This window comes from Arthrobacter sp. EpRS71, assembly GCF_001512285.1.
In the GTDB taxonomy this organism is placed as follows: domain Bacteria; phylum Actinomycetota; class Actinomycetes; order Actinomycetales; family Micrococcaceae; genus Arthrobacter.
In genome coordinates this window covers 50,006-67,308 of the sequence record NZ_LNUV01000006.1, presented here as the reverse complement: position 1 = coordinate 67,308, position 17,303 = coordinate 50,006, and the positions used below count along the sequence as shown (strand labels likewise).

14 protein-coding genes are annotated in these 17,303 nt (G+C 62.6%); 4 read left to right on the top strand and 10 right to left on the bottom strand.

Annotation, left to right across the window (positions count from 1 at the left end):
- Window positions 1-17: 17 nt before the first annotated feature.
- From AR689_RS10445 to AR689_RS10400, 10 genes are all read right to left on the bottom strand, one after another.
- On the bottom strand, window positions 18-1,976 hold the full coding sequence (locus AR689_RS10445) for a glycosyltransferase (RefSeq protein WP_062069917.1): 1,959 nt from the start codon (window positions 1,974-1,976) through the stop codon (window positions 18-20).
- The gene (locus AR689_RS10440) at window positions 1,973-3,667 is read right to left on the bottom strand and encodes an ArnT family glycosyltransferase (protein ID WP_062069915.1); all 1,695 of its coding nucleotides are present in this window, start codon (window positions 3,665-3,667) and stop codon (window positions 1,973-1,975) included. The genes AR689_RS10445 and AR689_RS10440 overlap by 4 nt, the downstream gene beginning before the upstream one ends.
- Window positions 3,657-5,678: a cellulose biosynthesis cyclic di-GMP-binding regulatory protein BcsB gene (locus AR689_RS10435; protein ID WP_062069913.1), complete on the bottom strand. Its 2,022-nt coding sequence runs from the start codon at window positions 5,676-5,678 to the stop codon at window positions 3,657-3,659. Before AR689_RS10435 ends, AR689_RS10440 begins: the two co-directional genes overlap by 11 nt.
- A gap of 332 nt (window positions 5,679-6,010) precedes the next feature.
- On the bottom strand, window positions 6,011-6,331 hold the full coding sequence (locus AR689_RS10430) for a putative quinol monooxygenase (RefSeq protein ID WP_062069912.1): 321 nt from the start codon (window positions 6,329-6,331) through the stop codon (window positions 6,011-6,013).
- A 117-nt stretch (window positions 6,332-6,448) separates the two neighbouring features.
- Window positions 6,449-7,342 carry a carbohydrate ABC transporter permease gene (locus AR689_RS10425; protein ID WP_062069910.1) on the bottom strand — a complete coding sequence of 298 codons (894 nt, stop codon included), beginning with the start codon at window positions 7,340-7,342 and terminating at the stop codon, window positions 6,449-6,451.
- On the bottom strand, window positions 7,342-8,358 hold the full coding sequence (locus AR689_RS10420) for a carbohydrate ABC transporter permease (RefSeq protein WP_062073743.1): 1,017 nt from the start codon (window positions 8,356-8,358) through the stop codon (window positions 7,342-7,344). The genes AR689_RS10425 and AR689_RS10420 overlap by 1 nt, the downstream gene beginning before the upstream one ends.
- A gap of 5 nt (window positions 8,359-8,363) precedes the next feature.
- Window positions 8,364-9,773 carry an N-acetylglucosamine/diacetylchitobiose ABC transporter substrate-binding protein gene (ngcE, locus tag AR689_RS10415; RefSeq protein WP_062069907.1) on the bottom strand — a complete coding sequence of 470 codons (1,410 nt, stop codon included), beginning with the start codon at window positions 9,771-9,773 and terminating at the stop codon, window positions 8,364-8,366.
- Window positions 9,774-10,191: 418 nt separating this feature from the next.
- Complete coding sequence (locus AR689_RS10410; RefSeq protein ID WP_062069905.1) at window positions 10,192-10,602, bottom strand: MmcQ/YjbR family DNA-binding protein; 411 nt, start codon at window positions 10,600-10,602, stop codon at window positions 10,192-10,194.
- Window positions 10,603-10,657: 55 nt separating this feature from the next.
- Window positions 10,658-11,539, bottom strand: a complete 882-nt coding sequence (locus AR689_RS10405) for a polysaccharide deacetylase family protein (protein WP_062069904.1) — start codon at window positions 11,537-11,539, stop codon at window positions 10,658-10,660.
- 64 nt (window positions 11,540-11,603) lie between these two features.
- On the bottom strand, window positions 11,604-12,029 hold the full coding sequence (locus AR689_RS10400) for a CoA-binding protein (RefSeq protein ID WP_062069902.1): 426 nt from the start codon (window positions 12,027-12,029) through the stop codon (window positions 11,604-11,606).
- Between the two features lie 217 nt (window positions 12,030-12,246).
- Between AR689_RS10400 and acs the strand changes: the two genes are divergently transcribed.
- From acs to AR689_RS10380, 4 genes are read left to right on the top strand one after another with little or no spacing between them, the layout of a single operon-like run.
- On the top strand, window positions 12,247-14,259 hold the full coding sequence (gene acs / locus AR689_RS10395; RefSeq protein WP_082697896.1) for an acetate--CoA ligase: 2,013 nt from the start codon (window positions 12,247-12,249) through the stop codon (window positions 14,257-14,259).
- Window positions 14,256-15,446, top strand: a complete 1,191-nt coding sequence (gene sfnG / locus AR689_RS10390) for a dimethylsulfone monooxygenase SfnG (protein WP_062069900.1) — start codon at window positions 14,256-14,258, stop codon at window positions 15,444-15,446. The genes acs and sfnG overlap by 4 nt, the downstream gene beginning before the upstream one ends.
- Complete coding sequence (locus AR689_RS10385) at window positions 15,446-16,804, top strand: O-acetylhomoserine aminocarboxypropyltransferase/cysteine synthase family protein (RefSeq protein WP_062069898.1); 1,359 nt, start codon at window positions 15,446-15,448, stop codon at window positions 16,802-16,804. Before sfnG ends, AR689_RS10385 begins: the two co-directional genes overlap by 1 nt.
- A complete protein-coding gene (locus AR689_RS10380; RefSeq protein WP_062069896.1) occupies window positions 16,801-17,295 on the top strand; it encodes a CoA-binding protein in 495 nt (164 codons plus the stop codon). Before AR689_RS10385 ends, AR689_RS10380 begins: the two co-directional genes overlap by 4 nt.
- The last annotated feature ends 8 nt before the right edge of the window (window positions 17,296-17,303 follow it).

Genomic DNA, 17,303 nt, shown 5'->3' with positions numbered 1-17,303 from the left:
AGATACGGTGTGGTTCCTCACCCAACCCAGTGGCCGTCGTCGTGATATTCCGCTTCCAGTCCGTGAGGTGTCTTCTCCCACTTGTGCGGGCTCGTCAGCATCTGCCATGCTGCCCGCCACGCGGCCACCGAGTGCAATACCCAGTAAAACGGGTTGAGCAGAGCGAAGATCGCAATCCGCCATCCGTGACGGCGCAAGGTGGCAAGGCCGGAGACGATGATCATCATGGCGTTACCGAACAGCATGGACACCACACCGCCCACCAGCAGCCATGACGGGAGGACCAAACCCACAATGTCGTAGCCGATGTAGGTCACTATGGTGAATCCCACCACCAGCGGGTACGCCAGGAAGGCCAATGGCGTTCCCAGAATCAGGCCAAGGAACCCGACGGTGCCGGCGATTCCGGTGCTTTTCATATAGCGCACGGAGTTCCGGGTGTTCACCGCGGACGTGATCATATAACCCTTGATCCACCGGGTGCGCTGCTTGATCCACGCCGGCACCTGCGAGCACGCTTCTTCCCACGTGGTGGAGTTGATGACTCCCACACGGTACCCGTCCACCGCTGCCCTGAGTCCCAGGTCCGCGTCCTCGGTGACATTCCAGGGATCCCATGCGCCTACTTCCTTCAGCAGGGACGTGACAAAGTGGTTGGACGTACCTCCCAACGGCAACGGGATGCCGGAGTTGTCCAGACCGGGCAACATGGAATCGAACCAGTGCGTGTATTCGATGGTGAACAGCCGGGTGAGAACGTTTTGGTCTGCATTGAAGTAGTTCAGGGCCGCCTGGACGCAGATGAGTGGCTTGCGCCCGGGATTGAGATGCTCCCGCTCGAATTCATCCTGAGTGAAGGCGGCGATGGAAGCCCTGAGCTGGCCCGGTTCGGGTCGGTCCTCGGCGTCGTAAATCACCACGTAATCGCCGCGGGCAAAGGTCAAGCCGTAGTTGCAGGCCCGCGGTTTTGTTTGGGGGTCACCCTTGGGGACTACCAGGATGCGGACGTACTCTGGAGGCCGTGAGGCCTTTGCGGCAGCGATCGTTTCTGCGTCGTCCTCTTCGAGGAGGACCAGCACGTCCAGCTTGGACCGGGGGTAATCCAGTTGGCCCAGGTTGGTCAGCAATTTATCGATGATGTTCGCCTCCCGGAACACCGGCACCAGGATGGTGTACATAGGCAGCTCAGAGTCTGGAACCCGTTCCTCTTCCACTGGCGGAAGGCCACGACGCGCACGCTCCCGGTTCCTGGCCTTCGCCACGGCGGAATCGTGCAGTTGGTCGAAGGGATACCGGAGACTGGCCAAGGACTTAAAGCCGATGCTCACCAGGAAGACGATGTTGGCCACCGCCAACAACACAATGATGGCTGTCAGCGGCGAGATGACGAATGCCAGGATGGTTCCTGCCACGAGGACCACCGGAAGGAAACGCTGCCACCGCGTCAGGGCAATGCGCGCAGACTCCCCCGGCCGTTCCTCCGCGAGGCGCTCAGCTGACTCGTAGAGGAGGTGGCGGCGGAACGAGCGCTGGATGGACTGGTTGATGTCCCAGTCCGTGGTGGTGCGGAACTCCACGTCCGCCGCGCCGAAACGCAGCGTCGCCTCCTCCGCTATTTCGGAAGACGGAGCCACCGCAGTCGCTACAACCAGCACGTCTCCGTCCATCCGCCATGGCAGCCACTGAGGCTCCCCCAGCCCGCTGTAACCGAGCTTCTCCATGAGGGCGTCGGCTGGAGGTTCCGCCATGAGGTCAACCAGCGGGGCATCCCACTGCCGGGCAAGCACCTCATAAATACGACGGCGGTCCAGGCCGGCTTCCAGGATGAGGTGCCTGCCCAGCAACCCGCCTTCGCTCGCGGCACGGTCCAGCGCACGCCCCAGCTGTTCGGGAGTCACCAGCCCTGCCGCGAGCAGCGTCTGTCCGATCGACTGCCGATTGAGCTGACGGGCTCCGGACCGGGATGTGGGTGTCATGAGGCGGAGGACCTTTCATAAATCCGGTGGGTTGGCGTGGAGAACGCCACTGAGTAGCGGACGTTGAAGGACGGGCTCTTCACCATGGCTTGGTAGACCAGGTCTGCAGGCCCGGAGTCACGCGCACCTGTTCCCGCTTCCACGTTGACGAAAACCCATTGTGCATACTTCGCCGGGTCCTCCAGGGCTGGTCCAAAGTAGTCGCCGGAGGCCCGGTTATAGATCTCCTTGAGCGGGATGCCCATGACCGGGAGCACCGCATTGCCGCGGGCACTTTCGTCCATGAGAATTCCACCGGACTGGTAGTGCTCCTTGAGCCAGCGCGCGGCAGCAGTTGAGTTTGTGGTGGATTCAGCAGACATCCGCCCCTCCGCCAGCACGGCCAGCCTCCCTGTGGGATCCTCGTTCCACCACGCGTTTTGCACCACCAGCCCGGCCAGCAGGGCGCCAATCAGCCAGGTCCTCAGCCGCCTGGGCCGTGCCAGCTCCTGGACGAACACGGCCGCCAGGATTGCCACCAACGGCAACGCCGTCAGCGCAAAACGGTTGTTCCACCACGTGGCTGGCAGCGAATGATCATTGTTGATGGCGGTTTGGCCCAGGAACAAGCTCAGCAGCGCGAACGCATAGGCGCTGCCGGTCACCGCCACCAGCAAGGTGCTGTTGGCAAAGCCTCGCCTGAAGACCAGCACGACGGCGCCGCACGCCGCCAGTGCGAGGACCACCACGCCCACTGTCTCCAGCAGCGACCAATGAAAAGTAGTCAGCGTCAGGCCGGCGTTGCCCTTGGTCGGCAACAACCCGCCGTCGGTGATGTTCTTCTGCTGCGCGTAAGCCGAGTATTGCCCGAACATGAACTCCAGCGGGTCTCCGTAGATCGCCCAGTTATAGGAGATCCACCAAAGCACCGCCGCGGCAGGAATCATCACGTAACCCCCGGCCATGATGAGGGCCTCGCGCCAATTGCCGGTTCGACGCTTGGAAACGATCACCACGAACAGCGTTCCGGTCATCACCAGGGCCCAGCCTTCGTACCGCGAGAGAACTGCCGCTGCTGAGGGAATACCGGCGAAGACGGCAAGTTCTCCGGCACTCATTCGACGCCGGCTGGTAGCCCAGTGTGCCAGGCCCGCCATGCCGCCCACTATGCACATGATGAGCACGGGCTCGGTCAGTGCCGTGGTGTAGACGTACAGGATTGCCGGGTTCGCGAGGACCACCAAGGTGGTGGCAAGACGCCCGGCACGGCCCAAACCGAGGCGGGCAGCAATGAGATACAACCCTGTAGCCGTGGCAGACAGCGCCAGGATGCCCAACAGCCCGGCGGCCCAGCCCGTGCTGAACAACCACATGTTCAGCACGAACGGAGCCAGCAGCAGGTGCGGCATGGGCAGCCATACGGTACCCAGTTGTTCGAACCCAGGGGCCTTGCTGTCAAAGATACGGCGCGCAATGGTCAGGTGGCTTTGGGCGTCGGAGTAGTCAAGGTTGGTGCCGTGTCCCACCGTGTAGAGGCAGGCCAGGTATCCCACCATCGCAGCCAGCACGGCGACGATCCTGGTGCCGGGAACCTTGCGACCAACTACCGGGGCGCCGAGCCGTTCCCAGCCCCGCATCACCACGGCAAACACGGCGGGGACCGCCGGCCCCCGGTGGGCAGCGCGGTGTGGCGTTGCGACGCTATTTGCCATGACCCGTTTCAGGCGATCCTGCAACGTCTGACGGTTGGCCGGCCTGTTGCTCCGCATCCACGTACGCCTGCGCTTCCGCGGCCCGGCGCCTCATCAGCAAAGTGCGCACAGCAAACGCCAGACCCAACACCAGCACAGCACCTCCGATCCACCAGGCATAGGGGCGGTAGTCGTCCGTAACGGCCTTCTGAGGAACAAGTGAATTGCTTTCCAACAGCACAGGAGTTCCGGAGGGCTGCGTGACCAGGAGGTTCCGGGACAGCGACGCCCAGCCTCCTTCAACGCCACTGACATGGGAGGCCAGCGATGCCTGAAGCGCCGCCGCGGCAGTCATGTCCCCTTCCGGCGCCCACGCGCCCAGAAGCAACAGATCGCGGCCGTCCTGCTCAAAAGCCTCCAACACGCCGAACGGGGCGGAGGCACCCACGCCATATTCGACGTCGTCCGGCGATATGGTGCGGAACTCAGCCAAACGCAGTGGCGCCGAAAGCTTGTTGGCAACCTCGGCGGTGGCACCCACCACCACCCCGGACTCACTGGAAGCAGCCAAGCTGTCCAAACCCACCACACGAGGGTCCAACAACGTGGCGTTGTCCCGCTGCAGGGAAGCTACAAGTGCCGCAGCGTTGACGGTGTTCGCCTGGGCGTTGCCGTCCCCGAAGGCCACGGGAACGCTCTGGCCGAAGGCCTGCGGGAACCGTGCAAAACCGGCTTTCGTGGAGCCACCCCGGGTTGCAGTAAGCGTGCTGCCCGCCGTGTCCACGGTGACCTCCATGGGCATGATCCCAGCGGGCCCGCTGCAATCGCCGCCGGCAGGAAGGGCGGCGAGCCGAATCCGCAAGCCGTTCTTCGCCTGAAGCTGCCCCGCTGGAACGTCGGCATCCACCGTGAAGGCATCGCCGCCGTCGAGGTTCTTTGAACTCAGCAAGTAGTCATTCCAAAAGACGGAAAGCTGCGCCTGGGCGTTGTCCGGGACCGCCGTGTGCGTGCCCTTGAGCTGGACTTTCACGGAAGAAACGGGGCCGCCGAACTGTGATTGGGTGACGCCCACATACGATTCCGGAGTGCCGTAGCCGGAGAGCTTGAGCGTAGTGCTGCCGAGGTCTTGCAGGCTCTGGGTCAGGCCGGGCGAAGCGGGCAATGCCGAGGTCAGCCCGGTCACCGAGGACGTCACGGCGAGCGCGGTCTTGTCGCTGGCGAGCGCACGGGCGGCACTGCGGAGTTGTTCGTCGTGGCCGCTGAGGATGAGTTGCGGGAGCCCGGCTGCGGTGGCGAGCCGGGTGCCGGTTTCGCCGTGGTCCGCGACGACGCTGAGGATGCGGCTGCCCGCCGGGAGGGTTGCGGCGCGCGCCTGAAGTTCGGCGTCCGGAACCACGCTGACGGCAGCGGCCGGGTAGCGGTGGGACATGGCGGCGGAAGCGGTCATGATCGCAGCGGAAACGTCTGCACCGGGCTCCGCGGGGACGGGAAGCACGACGGCGGGCACGGATGCCGGGAAGAACTCGCCTACCGTGGTGGGCGCCTTGGCTGTTCCGCTGAAATCCACCACCACGTTGTTGAGGGTGGCCGTGGCGTTGGAGACCACGCACATGGTTGGTGTTGCAGGGAAGAATTGCAGCCCCACGGTCAATTGCTGGCCGGCGTTATCAGCGATGGTGACGTCGGCGTTGGTTACTGCGGCGTCGAGGGAAATGCCGGGCGCCGCAGGGGTTTCGAGGACTACACGGCCGTTCACCGTCGCCCGCACTGTGCCTTCCGGCTTATCTGTGACCCGGATGCTTCCCTTGATCCGAGTGGGTTCCAGGCCCGCGGTCACCGGCACTACCAACGTCTGCTCAGCTTGGCCGGCCAGGGCCGAGACACCGGACGACGATTGGAGGGCTGCTCCTTCAGTGGGCGCCGCGGTGGCGGCCGGAGAAGCGAGCGCGCTGAGTGCCAGGGTTGCTGCGCACGCGAGGATGATGCCCGCAGCATGGGCTCTGGTGCGGGTTCTGGCAGGGTTTTGGGTCACGTTGGCAGTCCTGAGTAACTAGCAGCGGAAGTGTCCGTCGGCCTTTGAGGCCAACCTCATAGACACTGCCGAACGAAACTCAAGACGGCTTGTTGAGTTGGCTCAAGATTCCATCAAGTCCATAGTGGTCCACCGCCCTGACCTGCGACGATAATGAGTCCTGTGGATCGGTTGGATTGAGTTCGACGTCCTTTTGGGCGATGTCCATAGCCTCAAGGAGATACCAAGCGGTACCTCCACCACCTACTTAGGCGCACGAACGCCCCCGACTCGCCGCGGCTTTGGGCGTGTCGGGGGCGTCTGCAGTTCAAACTGGGTGGTGACCGTACACCCTAAGCGATGGTCAGCTCACCCATGCGGTCCCAGCCGCTGCCTTCGAACTGGCGGCTGATGATGTGCGGAGTCTCCACCAGAGCCTGAGGCATGTCAGTCATGGCCTTCTTGAAGTGCTCGCTGTTGACGTGCGCCTCAGCGGCATCGTCCTGGAAAGCTTCCACCAGCACGAACTCGTGGGGGTTCTCCACACTGCGGGACCAGTCGAACCACAGGTTGCCGGGCTCTTCGCGGGTGGCCTTGGTGAAGTCTGCCACCAGATCCAGCCAACGCTCGGACCAGTCGGGCTTGACGTTGAACTTGACCACAATAAAGATCACGGGACTGCCTTTCGTTGCACTACAGAATCCGTTCCAGTCTTTCAGACTTAAAACCCGACGGCGGCCCGCACCAAAAGGTGCGGACCGCCGTCGAACGCTGTTTGCTGCGTGGAGCTACTACTTTGAGGTGCCCTGTGACACGGAGCCCTGCAGCTGGCGCTGGAAGATGATGTACACAATGAGTACCGGAATGACGGTGACGCTGACGGCTGCGAACAGTGCGCCATAGTCCACGGCGTAGCCCATCTGGCCGGCGAAGGCCGCGAGTTCCTGGGAAAGGACGCGGGGACCGGCGGCGTTGATGGACACCGGAATCAGGAACTGGTTCCAGAGGCCCAGGAAGTTGAAAATGGCAACCGAGGCGAGGCCCGGCTTGGCCATCGGCAGCATGACCTGGAAGAAGGTCCGCCACTCCCCTGCACCGTCGAGCGCCGCTGCTTCAGTGATTTCGTGTGGCAGCGATTTGAAGAAGGAGAACAGGAAGAACACCGTGAACGGAAGCGCGAAGCCCACGTACACCAGGATGAGTCCTGGCAGGGTGTTCAAGAGCCCCATGTTCTTCAGGACGAAGAACAACGGCACCATGGCGAGGAAGATCGGGAACGTCAGGCCGGCCAGCATGAGGTAGTAGATGGCCCGGCTGCCCGGGAACGTGTACCGGGCCAAGACGTAGGCACACATGGCACCGAGGACCATCACGATCACCAGTGCCACAGCCACCACCAGCACCGAGTTCAGGAAGGCGCTGCCGATGCCGGCTTCGCTCCAGGCCTTGACGTAGTTGTCCAGCTTCCATTCGCCCGGCAAGGCGAACGGCGAAGCAAAGATTTCGCTGGACGTCTTGAAGGAGGACATGAAGGTCCACACGAGTGGAAGGATGACGATGAGCGTCCAGATGGTCAGCGCGGTGTGGGACACCGCTCCCACCACTTTGTCGCCCGGCGTGGTTGCCGGCGTCCGCGGTTGGAAGTGCAGTGACTTCCTTTCCGGGGTTGAGACTTTGGTTGTCATTACAGACTCACATCCTTATCGCCGCCGGTGAGCCGGTTGACCACGAACACCAAGCCGGAGAAGATCAGCGTTGCGATGGCCAGCACCACGCCCATGGCGCTTGCGAGTCCAAACTGGCCCTTGCTGAATGCCGTGAAGAACAACTGCTGCGCCATGACCAGCGTCGAGTTGTCAGGGCCGCCACCCGAGTTCAATGCCGCCATATAAACGAAAGCGTCCAGGGCCAGAATGCCCATGTAGATGTACGCGGTCTGGATGTTGTCGCGGATCAGGGGGATGGTGATGGACACGGCGGTACGGAAGCGACCTGCGCCGTCAATCCTTGCGGCCTCGAAAAGTTCGGCTGGAATGCCCTTGATGCCGGCAACGAAGAGAACCATGTAGAAGCCAACGAAGCCCCACACAATGACGAACATGGTGGCGATCATGGCGGTGTTTTTGTCACCCAACCAGGCAAAGTCTTTGAACTGGTCCATGCCCAGCCCGGTCAGGATGCCATTGAGCAGGCCACCGGAGGGATCGTAGATCTGGCCCCACATGATGCCGATGGCTACAGCGGGAATGGTGTACGGGAAGAACGAAACCACGCGGTAGAAGCTGGAGTTGCGCAAACCCTTGATCTGGCCTTTGCTGCTCCCGCCCACGGTCACCAGCGAGGCAAGCACAAGGCTCAGGATGATGGTGATGATGGGGAGGAAAATGACCAGGAGAATGTTGTTCCCCATGGCCTTCATGAAGATGTCGTCAGTAAAGATCTTCACGTAGTTTTCAAGGCCGATGAAGTTCTGGTTGGGAGAGAAACCGGACCAGTCAGTCAGCGAGTATCCGAAGGCCTGGATAAACGGCCAAATCACGAACAACAGGTAGATCGCCAACGGCAGCCCGAGGAACACCGCAAAGAAACTGACCTTGTCCCACGTCAATGGCTTACGCCGCCGCCTTATCACTTGCGGTGGGGCTTTCGCCGGAACGACGGCGGCCAGGCCGTCGTCGTTCCGGCTCTGCTGAGTTTTCACTGAGGTCACTTCACTTCGATCTTCTTGACCGAGCTGTCGTTACGAACCTTGTCGGTGATGTTCTGCAGTGCTGAGGTGAGGGTTGCAACGTCCGACTTACCATCCAGGAAGGTGTTCCAGACAACCAGTTGGTCCTTGTTGGTGCCGTACAGGTCGATGAAGTTCCAGGAGTAGACGTTGTCGCCGGCATCGCTGAGCATCTTGGTCTGCGACACCAATGCCGTGGAACCGAAACCGTCTGCCGGGACGGTGTCCTTGACGATGGTCGGCGCCAGTTTGGTCTTGGCGAAGTTGGTTGCAGCTTCCTTGGACAGCATGATGCGGAGCAGTTCCTTGCCGCCGGCTGCGTTCTTGCCCTGCGACGGGACAATGAACGGCTCACCTGCGGCACTGTGAAGCGCCGTCTGGGGCATCTTGGGGCTGGAGGTGACGGACGGGGCCGGGGTACCCATCATGTTGAAGCCGGCCTTGGTCTGGTCCTTCATTTCGTTTTCGATCCAGGAACCCGAGGGGTAGAACACAGCTTCCTGGGCGTTGCTCCACTGCGCCTGTGCTGCCGTGAACTGGGTGCCTGAGCCGCCCGGCTTGAAGAAGCCGGCCTTGACGATCTTGTCCAAGGCCGCGAAGACGGACTGAATGGCCGGGTGCGACCAGCAATCGGCCTTGAGGTTTTCCAAGCCCAGGCGGACGTCGTCGCCGCCTTCCTTGATGGCAGATGCAATGGCCAGTTCCTGGTAGTACGTGGCCGCTTCCTTGCCCCAGACGAAGAGGTATTTGCCCTTGGCTTTGGCTTGCTCGCCCAAGGCGTACATTTCATCCCAGGTCTTGGGAACGGTCCAGCCGTTTTCCTTGAGCAGGGAGTCGGAGTACCACACAGCGAAGACGGTCAACACGTAGTTCAAGGCGGCAAGCTTGCCGTCGAAAGTACCCGGAGCCAGTACGCCTGTGTACAGGGTGTCCTTGATGACCTTGCCCTCAAGGTTCTTGGCCTCCACAACGCTGTTGAGGTCCTCAAGCTGGGCAAGGATGGTGCTGAAGCCGATGGCCTTCGCGCCGGAGTTATCGATCAGGTCCGGCGGGTTGCCGCCGACGAAGCGCGGCTGAAGTTCCTGCGCGATGTCCGTGGACGGAGAAATCTTGGCGGTGGAGCCCTCATGCGTCTTTTCGAAGATCTTGCCGGCGAATTCGACGTAATCGATGCCGTAGCCACCCTTGAAGATCACGGCGTCGAGAGCGGCCTTGTCGGCCATCCCGAACGGGTTGGTGTCCGAAACGGTGCCGGTGGGGCCGGTTGTAGTGGTGCCTCCGCCTGCGGCACAGGAAGCAATGGTTCCCCCCATGGGCACGAGCACGGCTGCTGCGAGTGCTCCGCGCAGGAATCCACGGCGGCCGACGGACTGGTGCTGAACGTTCATTTCTAAACCCTCCAGTGACTCGTAGTGTCAGGACTGTTGCGGCGGGATAGCCGTTCAGTCAGACAGTCTGGGTTGGCGCTCTGGCAGCACCAACCTTCTGTGACATAATTCACCAGGAATGATCGAAAATCAATCTTTCTTGGTACTTTCGATCAACATTTGTCAAAGCGTGATCTTTCTACGGGCCTCCAGCGAGGACCTTTCCGCACTCTGTGATCACATGCCGGGCCACCACCCTTTGCCGCCCGGTTCCCAGTGGTACCGCGCATTGTTGAGCCAAGAGGAACTGCGCCAAGGCCTTGGTGAGCCGCCTTTTACCCCGCGGAAACGAGCCGACGCCTTCGCGCAAAGCAATCATCCAGCCATGCAGTATCAATCTAGTCCCATGTCACCGCCGTGGGGAGGGTCTGCGGGCGTGTCAGGCACCCTCCGGTTTCGCGAGCCTGGCCCACCCGAGCTGTTCCTGTTGTTTGCGGCTTAGGGTTGCCACTACCAGGTCATAGGAGTCCTCCACCATGTCCCGGATCACCTCATCAGAGAGGTTCCCGTCCAGGCGGACCCCGTTCCAATGGGTCTTGTTCATGTGCCAGGCACCGGTGATTTCCGGATTTGCCGCCCGCAGTTGCTCAGCCAACGCCGGCTCGCATTTGAGGCTCACGGACCAGTGGTCCGGATCCATGGAGGACAGCGCGAACATCTTGGCCTCGTGCCGTGCCCCGCCCGCGACGGCGGACCGCACCTTGAACACGGAGGTTTCGGGGCCGAAGGGGAAGTCTTCGAACGCGCCGGGGAAGCCGAGGCAAATTTCGCGAAGGGTGGGAACGTCCATGAGGAGAGCCTACTGGCGGTCCGGGCCGCCAACCACGCCCCGCACCGGGCCGCGCCTACGCCACGCCCAGGAAGTCCTCCAGCAGCACCACTTCAAGTCCCGCGGCCAAGTGGGCAGCGCGGAAGGCGGCCAGGTCAGCTGCAAACTCAGCCCGGAAGTGCATGAGCACAATATCGCCCGGACGCAGTGAGTTGCCCACCTGGTAGTCCATCTTCCCTGCGTTCGCCTTGGCCTCCCACGTCACGATGGCCTTCATCCCTGCATCAGCCACAGCTTGGCGCATCACGTTGGAGTACGCGCCTCCCGGGGGCCGGAAAAGGGTGGGGCGGCGGCCGTAGTGTTGGAACGAGTACTCCTGCATTCCCACCATGTCGTTCAACTGCTGCTGGTAGCCCCACTGCCGGACCATGTTGATGTTGTGCGTGACCGTGTGGTTTTCCACCAAGCTGCCCTGCGCTTTGAACGCGGTGAAGAACGCCGGGTTGTCCGCCACTGTGTCCTTGGTGAGGAACAGCGAGGCGGGATAGTCGTACTCCGCCATGAGTTTGATCGATTCAGGCGTTTTGATGTTGCCGTCATCGATGGTCAGGAACACCACCGGATGCTTGGTTTCAATCTTGGTGATCACCGGCGCCAACCCGCCCACCATCGGCGGCAGTTGGTAGTCCGGGATGAACGTGCGTCGGATGCGCTTGGTCGCCGTGGCGGTGGGAGTCGGAGAAGCGGACGACGTCGGAACCTCGCCTCCCACGGCCAGCGCACCGTTGGGACCCGGAACGTCAGGCGACGCGCCGGCGCCAGTGGGCGTCTGCACCGGCGTCGAGGTTTCAGAGGAGCTGCACGCCGTCAGGCCGGCCACCACGGACGCGCCCACAACACTGAAGACGGCCCGTCTGGAGGGAGCAGAAGAGAGCACCGCAGAATGGTCGCCGAGCATGGTTGTCCCCCAAAGACTGAAAAATGATTCAGCTGAAATCTAGCAGAGGAAACCGCCCGGCGAATTACAAGCCGTAATGCCAGCCTTCGCGTGCCGGGCAGGAGTTCACCACAACGTCGAGTCCCGCGTCCTTGGCACGCTGCGTGGCTTCGTCATCGAACACGCCCAGCTGCAGCCACACGGCCTTGGCACCAACGGCAATCGCCTGGTCAATAACGGCCCCAACCCGCTGGGAGTTGACGAAGCACTCCACCACATCAATCGGGTGCTTCGCGGCGGGGATGTCAGCCAGGGTTTTGTACCCTTTTTCTCCGTGCACATCCTCGCCCTTGAGATTGACCGGGATGATCTCCATGCCCATCTTGTCCCGGACGTAGAGCGAGACGTCATAGGCGGAGCGCCACTGGTTGGTGCTGAGGCCGACGATCGCCCAGGTGCCTTTTGTTCGCATCAACCGGTCCACGACGGCCGGATCGTTGACATGCATCATGACCCAAGCTTACTCCCGGCCCTGTCCGAGCAATTTTGCCGAATATTCTGCATCTTTGACCGGCTCAGCGGCCGTAACGGTGAATATTACGCCTGGCGAAGGCCCGATTATGAGCGGAATGAACGATCAGCTTTAGTGGAGAATGATCATCCCGGCGATACAAAGGACGACCCTCCCGTTGTTCGCACTGCGCCGACTCCAGGCATGGAGATTTCCCATGACGTCTGCCGTACCCAAAATTTCACACACCACTTCGGATGCGACGGCCTCTGAAGCAGGGCTGCTTGACGCGCCCAGCGGTTTTGACGAGAGCGGATCAGCAGTCGCTTTCTGGGAAGAGCAGGCACACCGCCTGCACTGGGATCAGCCGTGGCACACCGCCCACAGTTGGAAGCCCACGGATGTTGCAGCGGGCCAGGGTCCTGACATCAAGTGGTTCGACGGCGGCAAACTCAACGTTGCGTACAACTGCGTGGACCGGCACGTGCTTGCCGGCAGGGGTGACAAGGTGGCCCTGCACTTCGAAGGCGAACCCGGTGACCGCCGCGCCATCACCTACGAGGAGCTGCAACGCGAGGTATCCAAGGCAGCGAACGCGCTCCTGGAGCTTGGCATCACCCAGGGCGACCGCGTGGTCATTTACCTTCCCGTGATTCCCGAGACGGTGATCATCACTCTGGCGGTAGCCCGTATCGGAGCCATCCACTCGCTGGTTTTCGGCGGTTTCTCTGCCGAGGCGCTGCGTTTCCGCGTGGAGGACACACAAGCGAAGTTGCTGGTGACCACGGATGGGCAGTACCGCCGCGGGGTGGCTGTGCCGGTCAAGGCTAACGCCGATGCCGCCGTAGCCGGTGACAACGCCATTGAGCATGTGCTGGTCATCAACCGGACCACGTCTGCCGAGGACCTTCCCACCGTCGCGATGCGGGAAGGCCGCGACGTGTGGTGGCACGACGTCGTTGACACTGCCTCCGACGTCCACGAGCCTGACGCCTTCGACGCCGAGACTCCCCTGTTCATCATGTACACCTCCGGGACCACGGGAAAGCCAAAAGGCCTGGTCCATACTTCCGGCGGCTACCTCACGCAGGCGTCGTGGAGTTTCGAGTACCTGTTCAGTAACCCGGACCCATCGTTGCGGGAAAGCGACGTGCATTGGTGTACCGCTGACCTCGCATGGGTCACCGCCCACACCTACGAGATCTACGGACCCCTCTCCAACGGCGTGACCCAGGTGATCTTCGAGGGCACGCCCAACACCCCGCATCCCGGCCGGCATTTCGAGATCATCGAACGCTACAAGGTCACCCAGTACTACACGGCGCCCACGCTGGTCCGTTCCCTCATGGGCTGGTTCCCGGACGGTGTGCCGGAAAGCTACGATTTCTCCTCCATCCGTGTTTTGGGAACCGTGGGAGAAGCGGTGAACCCCGAGGCCTGGCGCTGGCTCCGCGACAACATCGGCGGGGGCACCGCTCCCATGGTGGACACGTGGTGGCAGTCCGAAACAGGCGCCACCATCATGTCGCCCTCGCCCACGGACACCGCGTTCAAACCGGGCTGCGCCGCACGGCCGCTTCCCGGGGTGAGCACGCGGGTAGTGGATGAGACCGGAGCCCTTTCACAACCCGGTGTCCAGGGCTTCATCGTGGTGGACCGCCCAGGCCCAGCCATCGCCCGGACCGTGTGGGGCAACCCGCGCCGGTACTTCGACTCCTATTGGAGCCAGTACGCGGAGCAAGGTTGGTTCCTTGCCGGGGACGGCGCCAAATACGATTCCGACGGCGACATTTGGATCCTCGGGCGGGTGGACGACACCCTCAACGTCTCCGGGCACTTGCTGTCCACCATCGAGATCGAGTCCGCCCTGGTGTCACATCCGGACGTGGTGGAGGCCGGGGTCTGCCCGGTGCCGGATCCCACCACCGGGCACGCCGTCGTCGCGTTCGTCGTGCTCCGCAGCGACGCCTCAGGCGACGCTGCCGCTCAAGTCGCCGCGAACCTGCGCAACCACGTGGCCAAGGAGATCGGCCCCATCGCCAAGCCGCGCGACGTCGTCGTGGTGGCTGATGTACCCAAGACCCGCAGCGGCAAGATCATGCGCCGGCTGTTGACCCAACTCTTTGAGGGAACCGCTTTGGGCGATACCACTTCACTCCAGAACGAACCGGCACTTGCCGGAATCCAGGACGTCCTGCGCGAGCGGGCCCTAGTAAAGGAAAATTCATGACTGAGATCAGCAACGTCGCACGGCTCTCCGAACCGCTCAAGTTTGCCTACTGGGTTCCCAACGTGTCCGGCGGTTTGGTGGTGTCCACCATCGAGCAGCGCACCGGCTGGGACTTCGACTACAACAAGAAACTGGCGCAGATCGCGGAGAACTCCGGCTTCGAATACGCCCTCACACAGACCCGTTACGCCGCTTCCTATGGCGCGGACAAGCAGCACGAGGCCACGTCCTTCAGCCTGGCCCTGCTGGCTGCGACCGAGCGACTCAAGGTCATCGCCGCCGTCCACCCGGGCATGTGGCACCCCGGCGTCCTGGCGAAATACATCATCACCGCGGACCACATCTCCAACGGCCGCGCCGCCGTCAATATCGTCTCCGGCTGGCTCAAGAGCGAGTTCACCAACTTCGGCCTCGAATGGCTGGAACACGATGAGCGCTACGTCCGCACCGAGGAATTCATCAAGGTGCTCCGCGGCCTGTGGACCGAGCAGGGCTTCAGCCAGGGCGGCAAGTACTACAACATCACCGACTTCACGCTGAACCCGGCGCCCGTCGACGTTCCCGGCCGCCCCCATCCGGAAGTCTTCTTCGGTGGAAACTCGACGGCGGCACAGGCCACCGCCGGCCGCGTCGCCGACTGGTACTTCTCCAACGGCAAGGACCTTGAGGGCTTCAAGGACAACATCGCTGGCGTTGTGGCAGCATCCGGGGAGACGAAGCGCGGCACTGAGGGCGCCCTGTCCTTGCCGAAGTTCGGCCTCAACGGCTTCGTGATTGCCCGCGATTCGGAGAAGGAAGCCCGCGACACTCTTCGCGAGATCGTGGAGAAGGCACACAAGCCCGCAGTTCAGGGATTCCGGGACGCCGTGCAGGAAGCCGGACCGTCCACCAAGGATGGCAAGGGCATGTGGGCAGACTCCACGTTCGAGGACTTGGTCCAGTACAACGACGGTTTCAAAACCCAGCTGATCGGCACACCGGAGCAGATCGCCGAGAGGATCGTGGAGTACAAGAAGATCGGAGTGAACCTGTTCCTCACCGGTTACCTGCACTTCCAGGAAGAAGTGGCTGCCTTCGGCCAGGACATCCTGCCGATCGTCCGCGAACTCGAGGCCGACCTCGCCCGCAAGAACGGCACCGAACTGGATCTCTCCAACACGCCCGTCGCCGAGTCGGTGGCCGTCTAATGGCTGACCGCACCTTCGGTTTCCGCACCCGCGCCCTGCATGCCGGCGGCACTCCCGACGCCGAGCACGGCGCCCGCGCGGTACCGATCTACCAGACCACGTCCTTCGTCTTCAAAGACACCAATGATGCCGCCAACCTCTTCGCGCTGCAGAAGTACGGCAACATCTATTCGCGCATCGGCAACCCCACTGTCGCGGCTTTCGAAGAGCGCATCGCCTCCCTTGAAGGCGGGATCGGGGCGGTGGCAACGTCGTCGGGCATGGCGGCTGAGTTCATCACTTTCGCCGCGCTGACCCAGTCCGGCGACCACATCGTGGCGGCTTCCCAGCTCTACGGCGGCACGGTCACGCAGCTGGACGTGTCCCTTCGCCGCTTCGGCGTGGACACCACGTTCGTGCCCGGCACGGATCCGGCGGACTACGCGGCCGCCATTCAGGAGAACACCAAAGCGCTGTTCGTCGAGGTGGTGGCCAACCCGTCGTCGGAAGTCCAGGACCTGGCGGGGCTGGCCAAGGTAGCGCACGACGCCGGTATCCCCCTGGTGGTTGACGCCACCTTGAGCACGCCTTACCTCGTGCGACCGTTCGAGCACGGCGCCGACATCGTGATCCATTCAGCCACGAAGTTCCTGGGCGGACACGGCACCACCCTGGGCGGCGTGATCGTGGAGAGCGGACGCTTCAACTGGGGCAACGGCAAGTTCCCCATGATGACCGAGCCCGTGCCCTCCTACGGAAACGTGTCATGGTGGGGCAACTTCGGCGAGTACGGCTTCCTCACCAAACTGCGCTGCGAACACTTGCGCGACATTGGCCCGGCCCTCTCACCGCTGTCCGCTTTCCAGCTGTTGCAAGGCGTCGAAACACTCCCCCAGCGTCTGGACGAGCACCTGAAGAACGCCCAGGCCGTGGCCGAATGGCTCGACGCCGATCCTCGTGTGGCCTACGTGAACTACTCAGGTTTGCCCTCCCACCCGCACTTCGAACGAGCACAAAAGTACCTGCCCAAGGGCCCGGGTTCGGTGTTCTCGTTCGGCGTTGCCGGTGGACGCGCGGCCGGCCAGAAATTCATCGAATCCTTGCAGCTGGCCTCACACCTGGCCAACGTGGGCGATTCGCGCACGCTGGTGATCCATCCCGGCTCCACCACGCACCAGCAGCTCAGCGCCGAACAGCTCGAGTCCGCAGGCGTCCCCGAGGACCTGGTCCGTATTTCGGTGGGCCTGGAGGACTTGGAGGACATCCTTTGGGACCTGGACCAGGCCCTGACCGAGGCACAGTCGGCTGTTTCCTTGGTTGATGAAGAACCCGCGGATGCCTGCACTGTTGGCACCGAAACCGTAGGAGCGAAGGCATGAGCACTGCAGAACGCACCTGGGACGGCCCATCTGCTCCGGAACGCCTGGCGCTCCTGCGCGAGGCCAAGTCCATCGCCATTGTTGGGGCCTCGGACAAACCGTCCCGGGCCAGCTACTTCGTGGCCACCTACCTGCAGTCGTCAACGCGCTACAAGGTGTACTTCGTGAACCCCGTGGTGAAGGAAATCCTGGGCCAGCGGACGTACGCTTCACTGGCCGATCTGCCCGAGTCCCCGGACATCGTGGACGTGTTCCGCAAGCACGACGACCTCCCCGGAGTGCTGGACGAAGCCGTCGCCGCGGGGGCCAAGACCTTGTGGATGCAGCTTGGTTCGTGGCATGAGGACGTTGCACGCGATGCCGAGACGGCGGGCCTGAACGTGGTGATGGACCGCTGCGTGAAGATCGAGCACGCCCGCTTCCATGGCGGGCTCCACCTGGCCGGCTTCGACACCGGCGTGATCTCTTCCAAGCGCCAGGTGCTCGCCTAGCTTTTAGG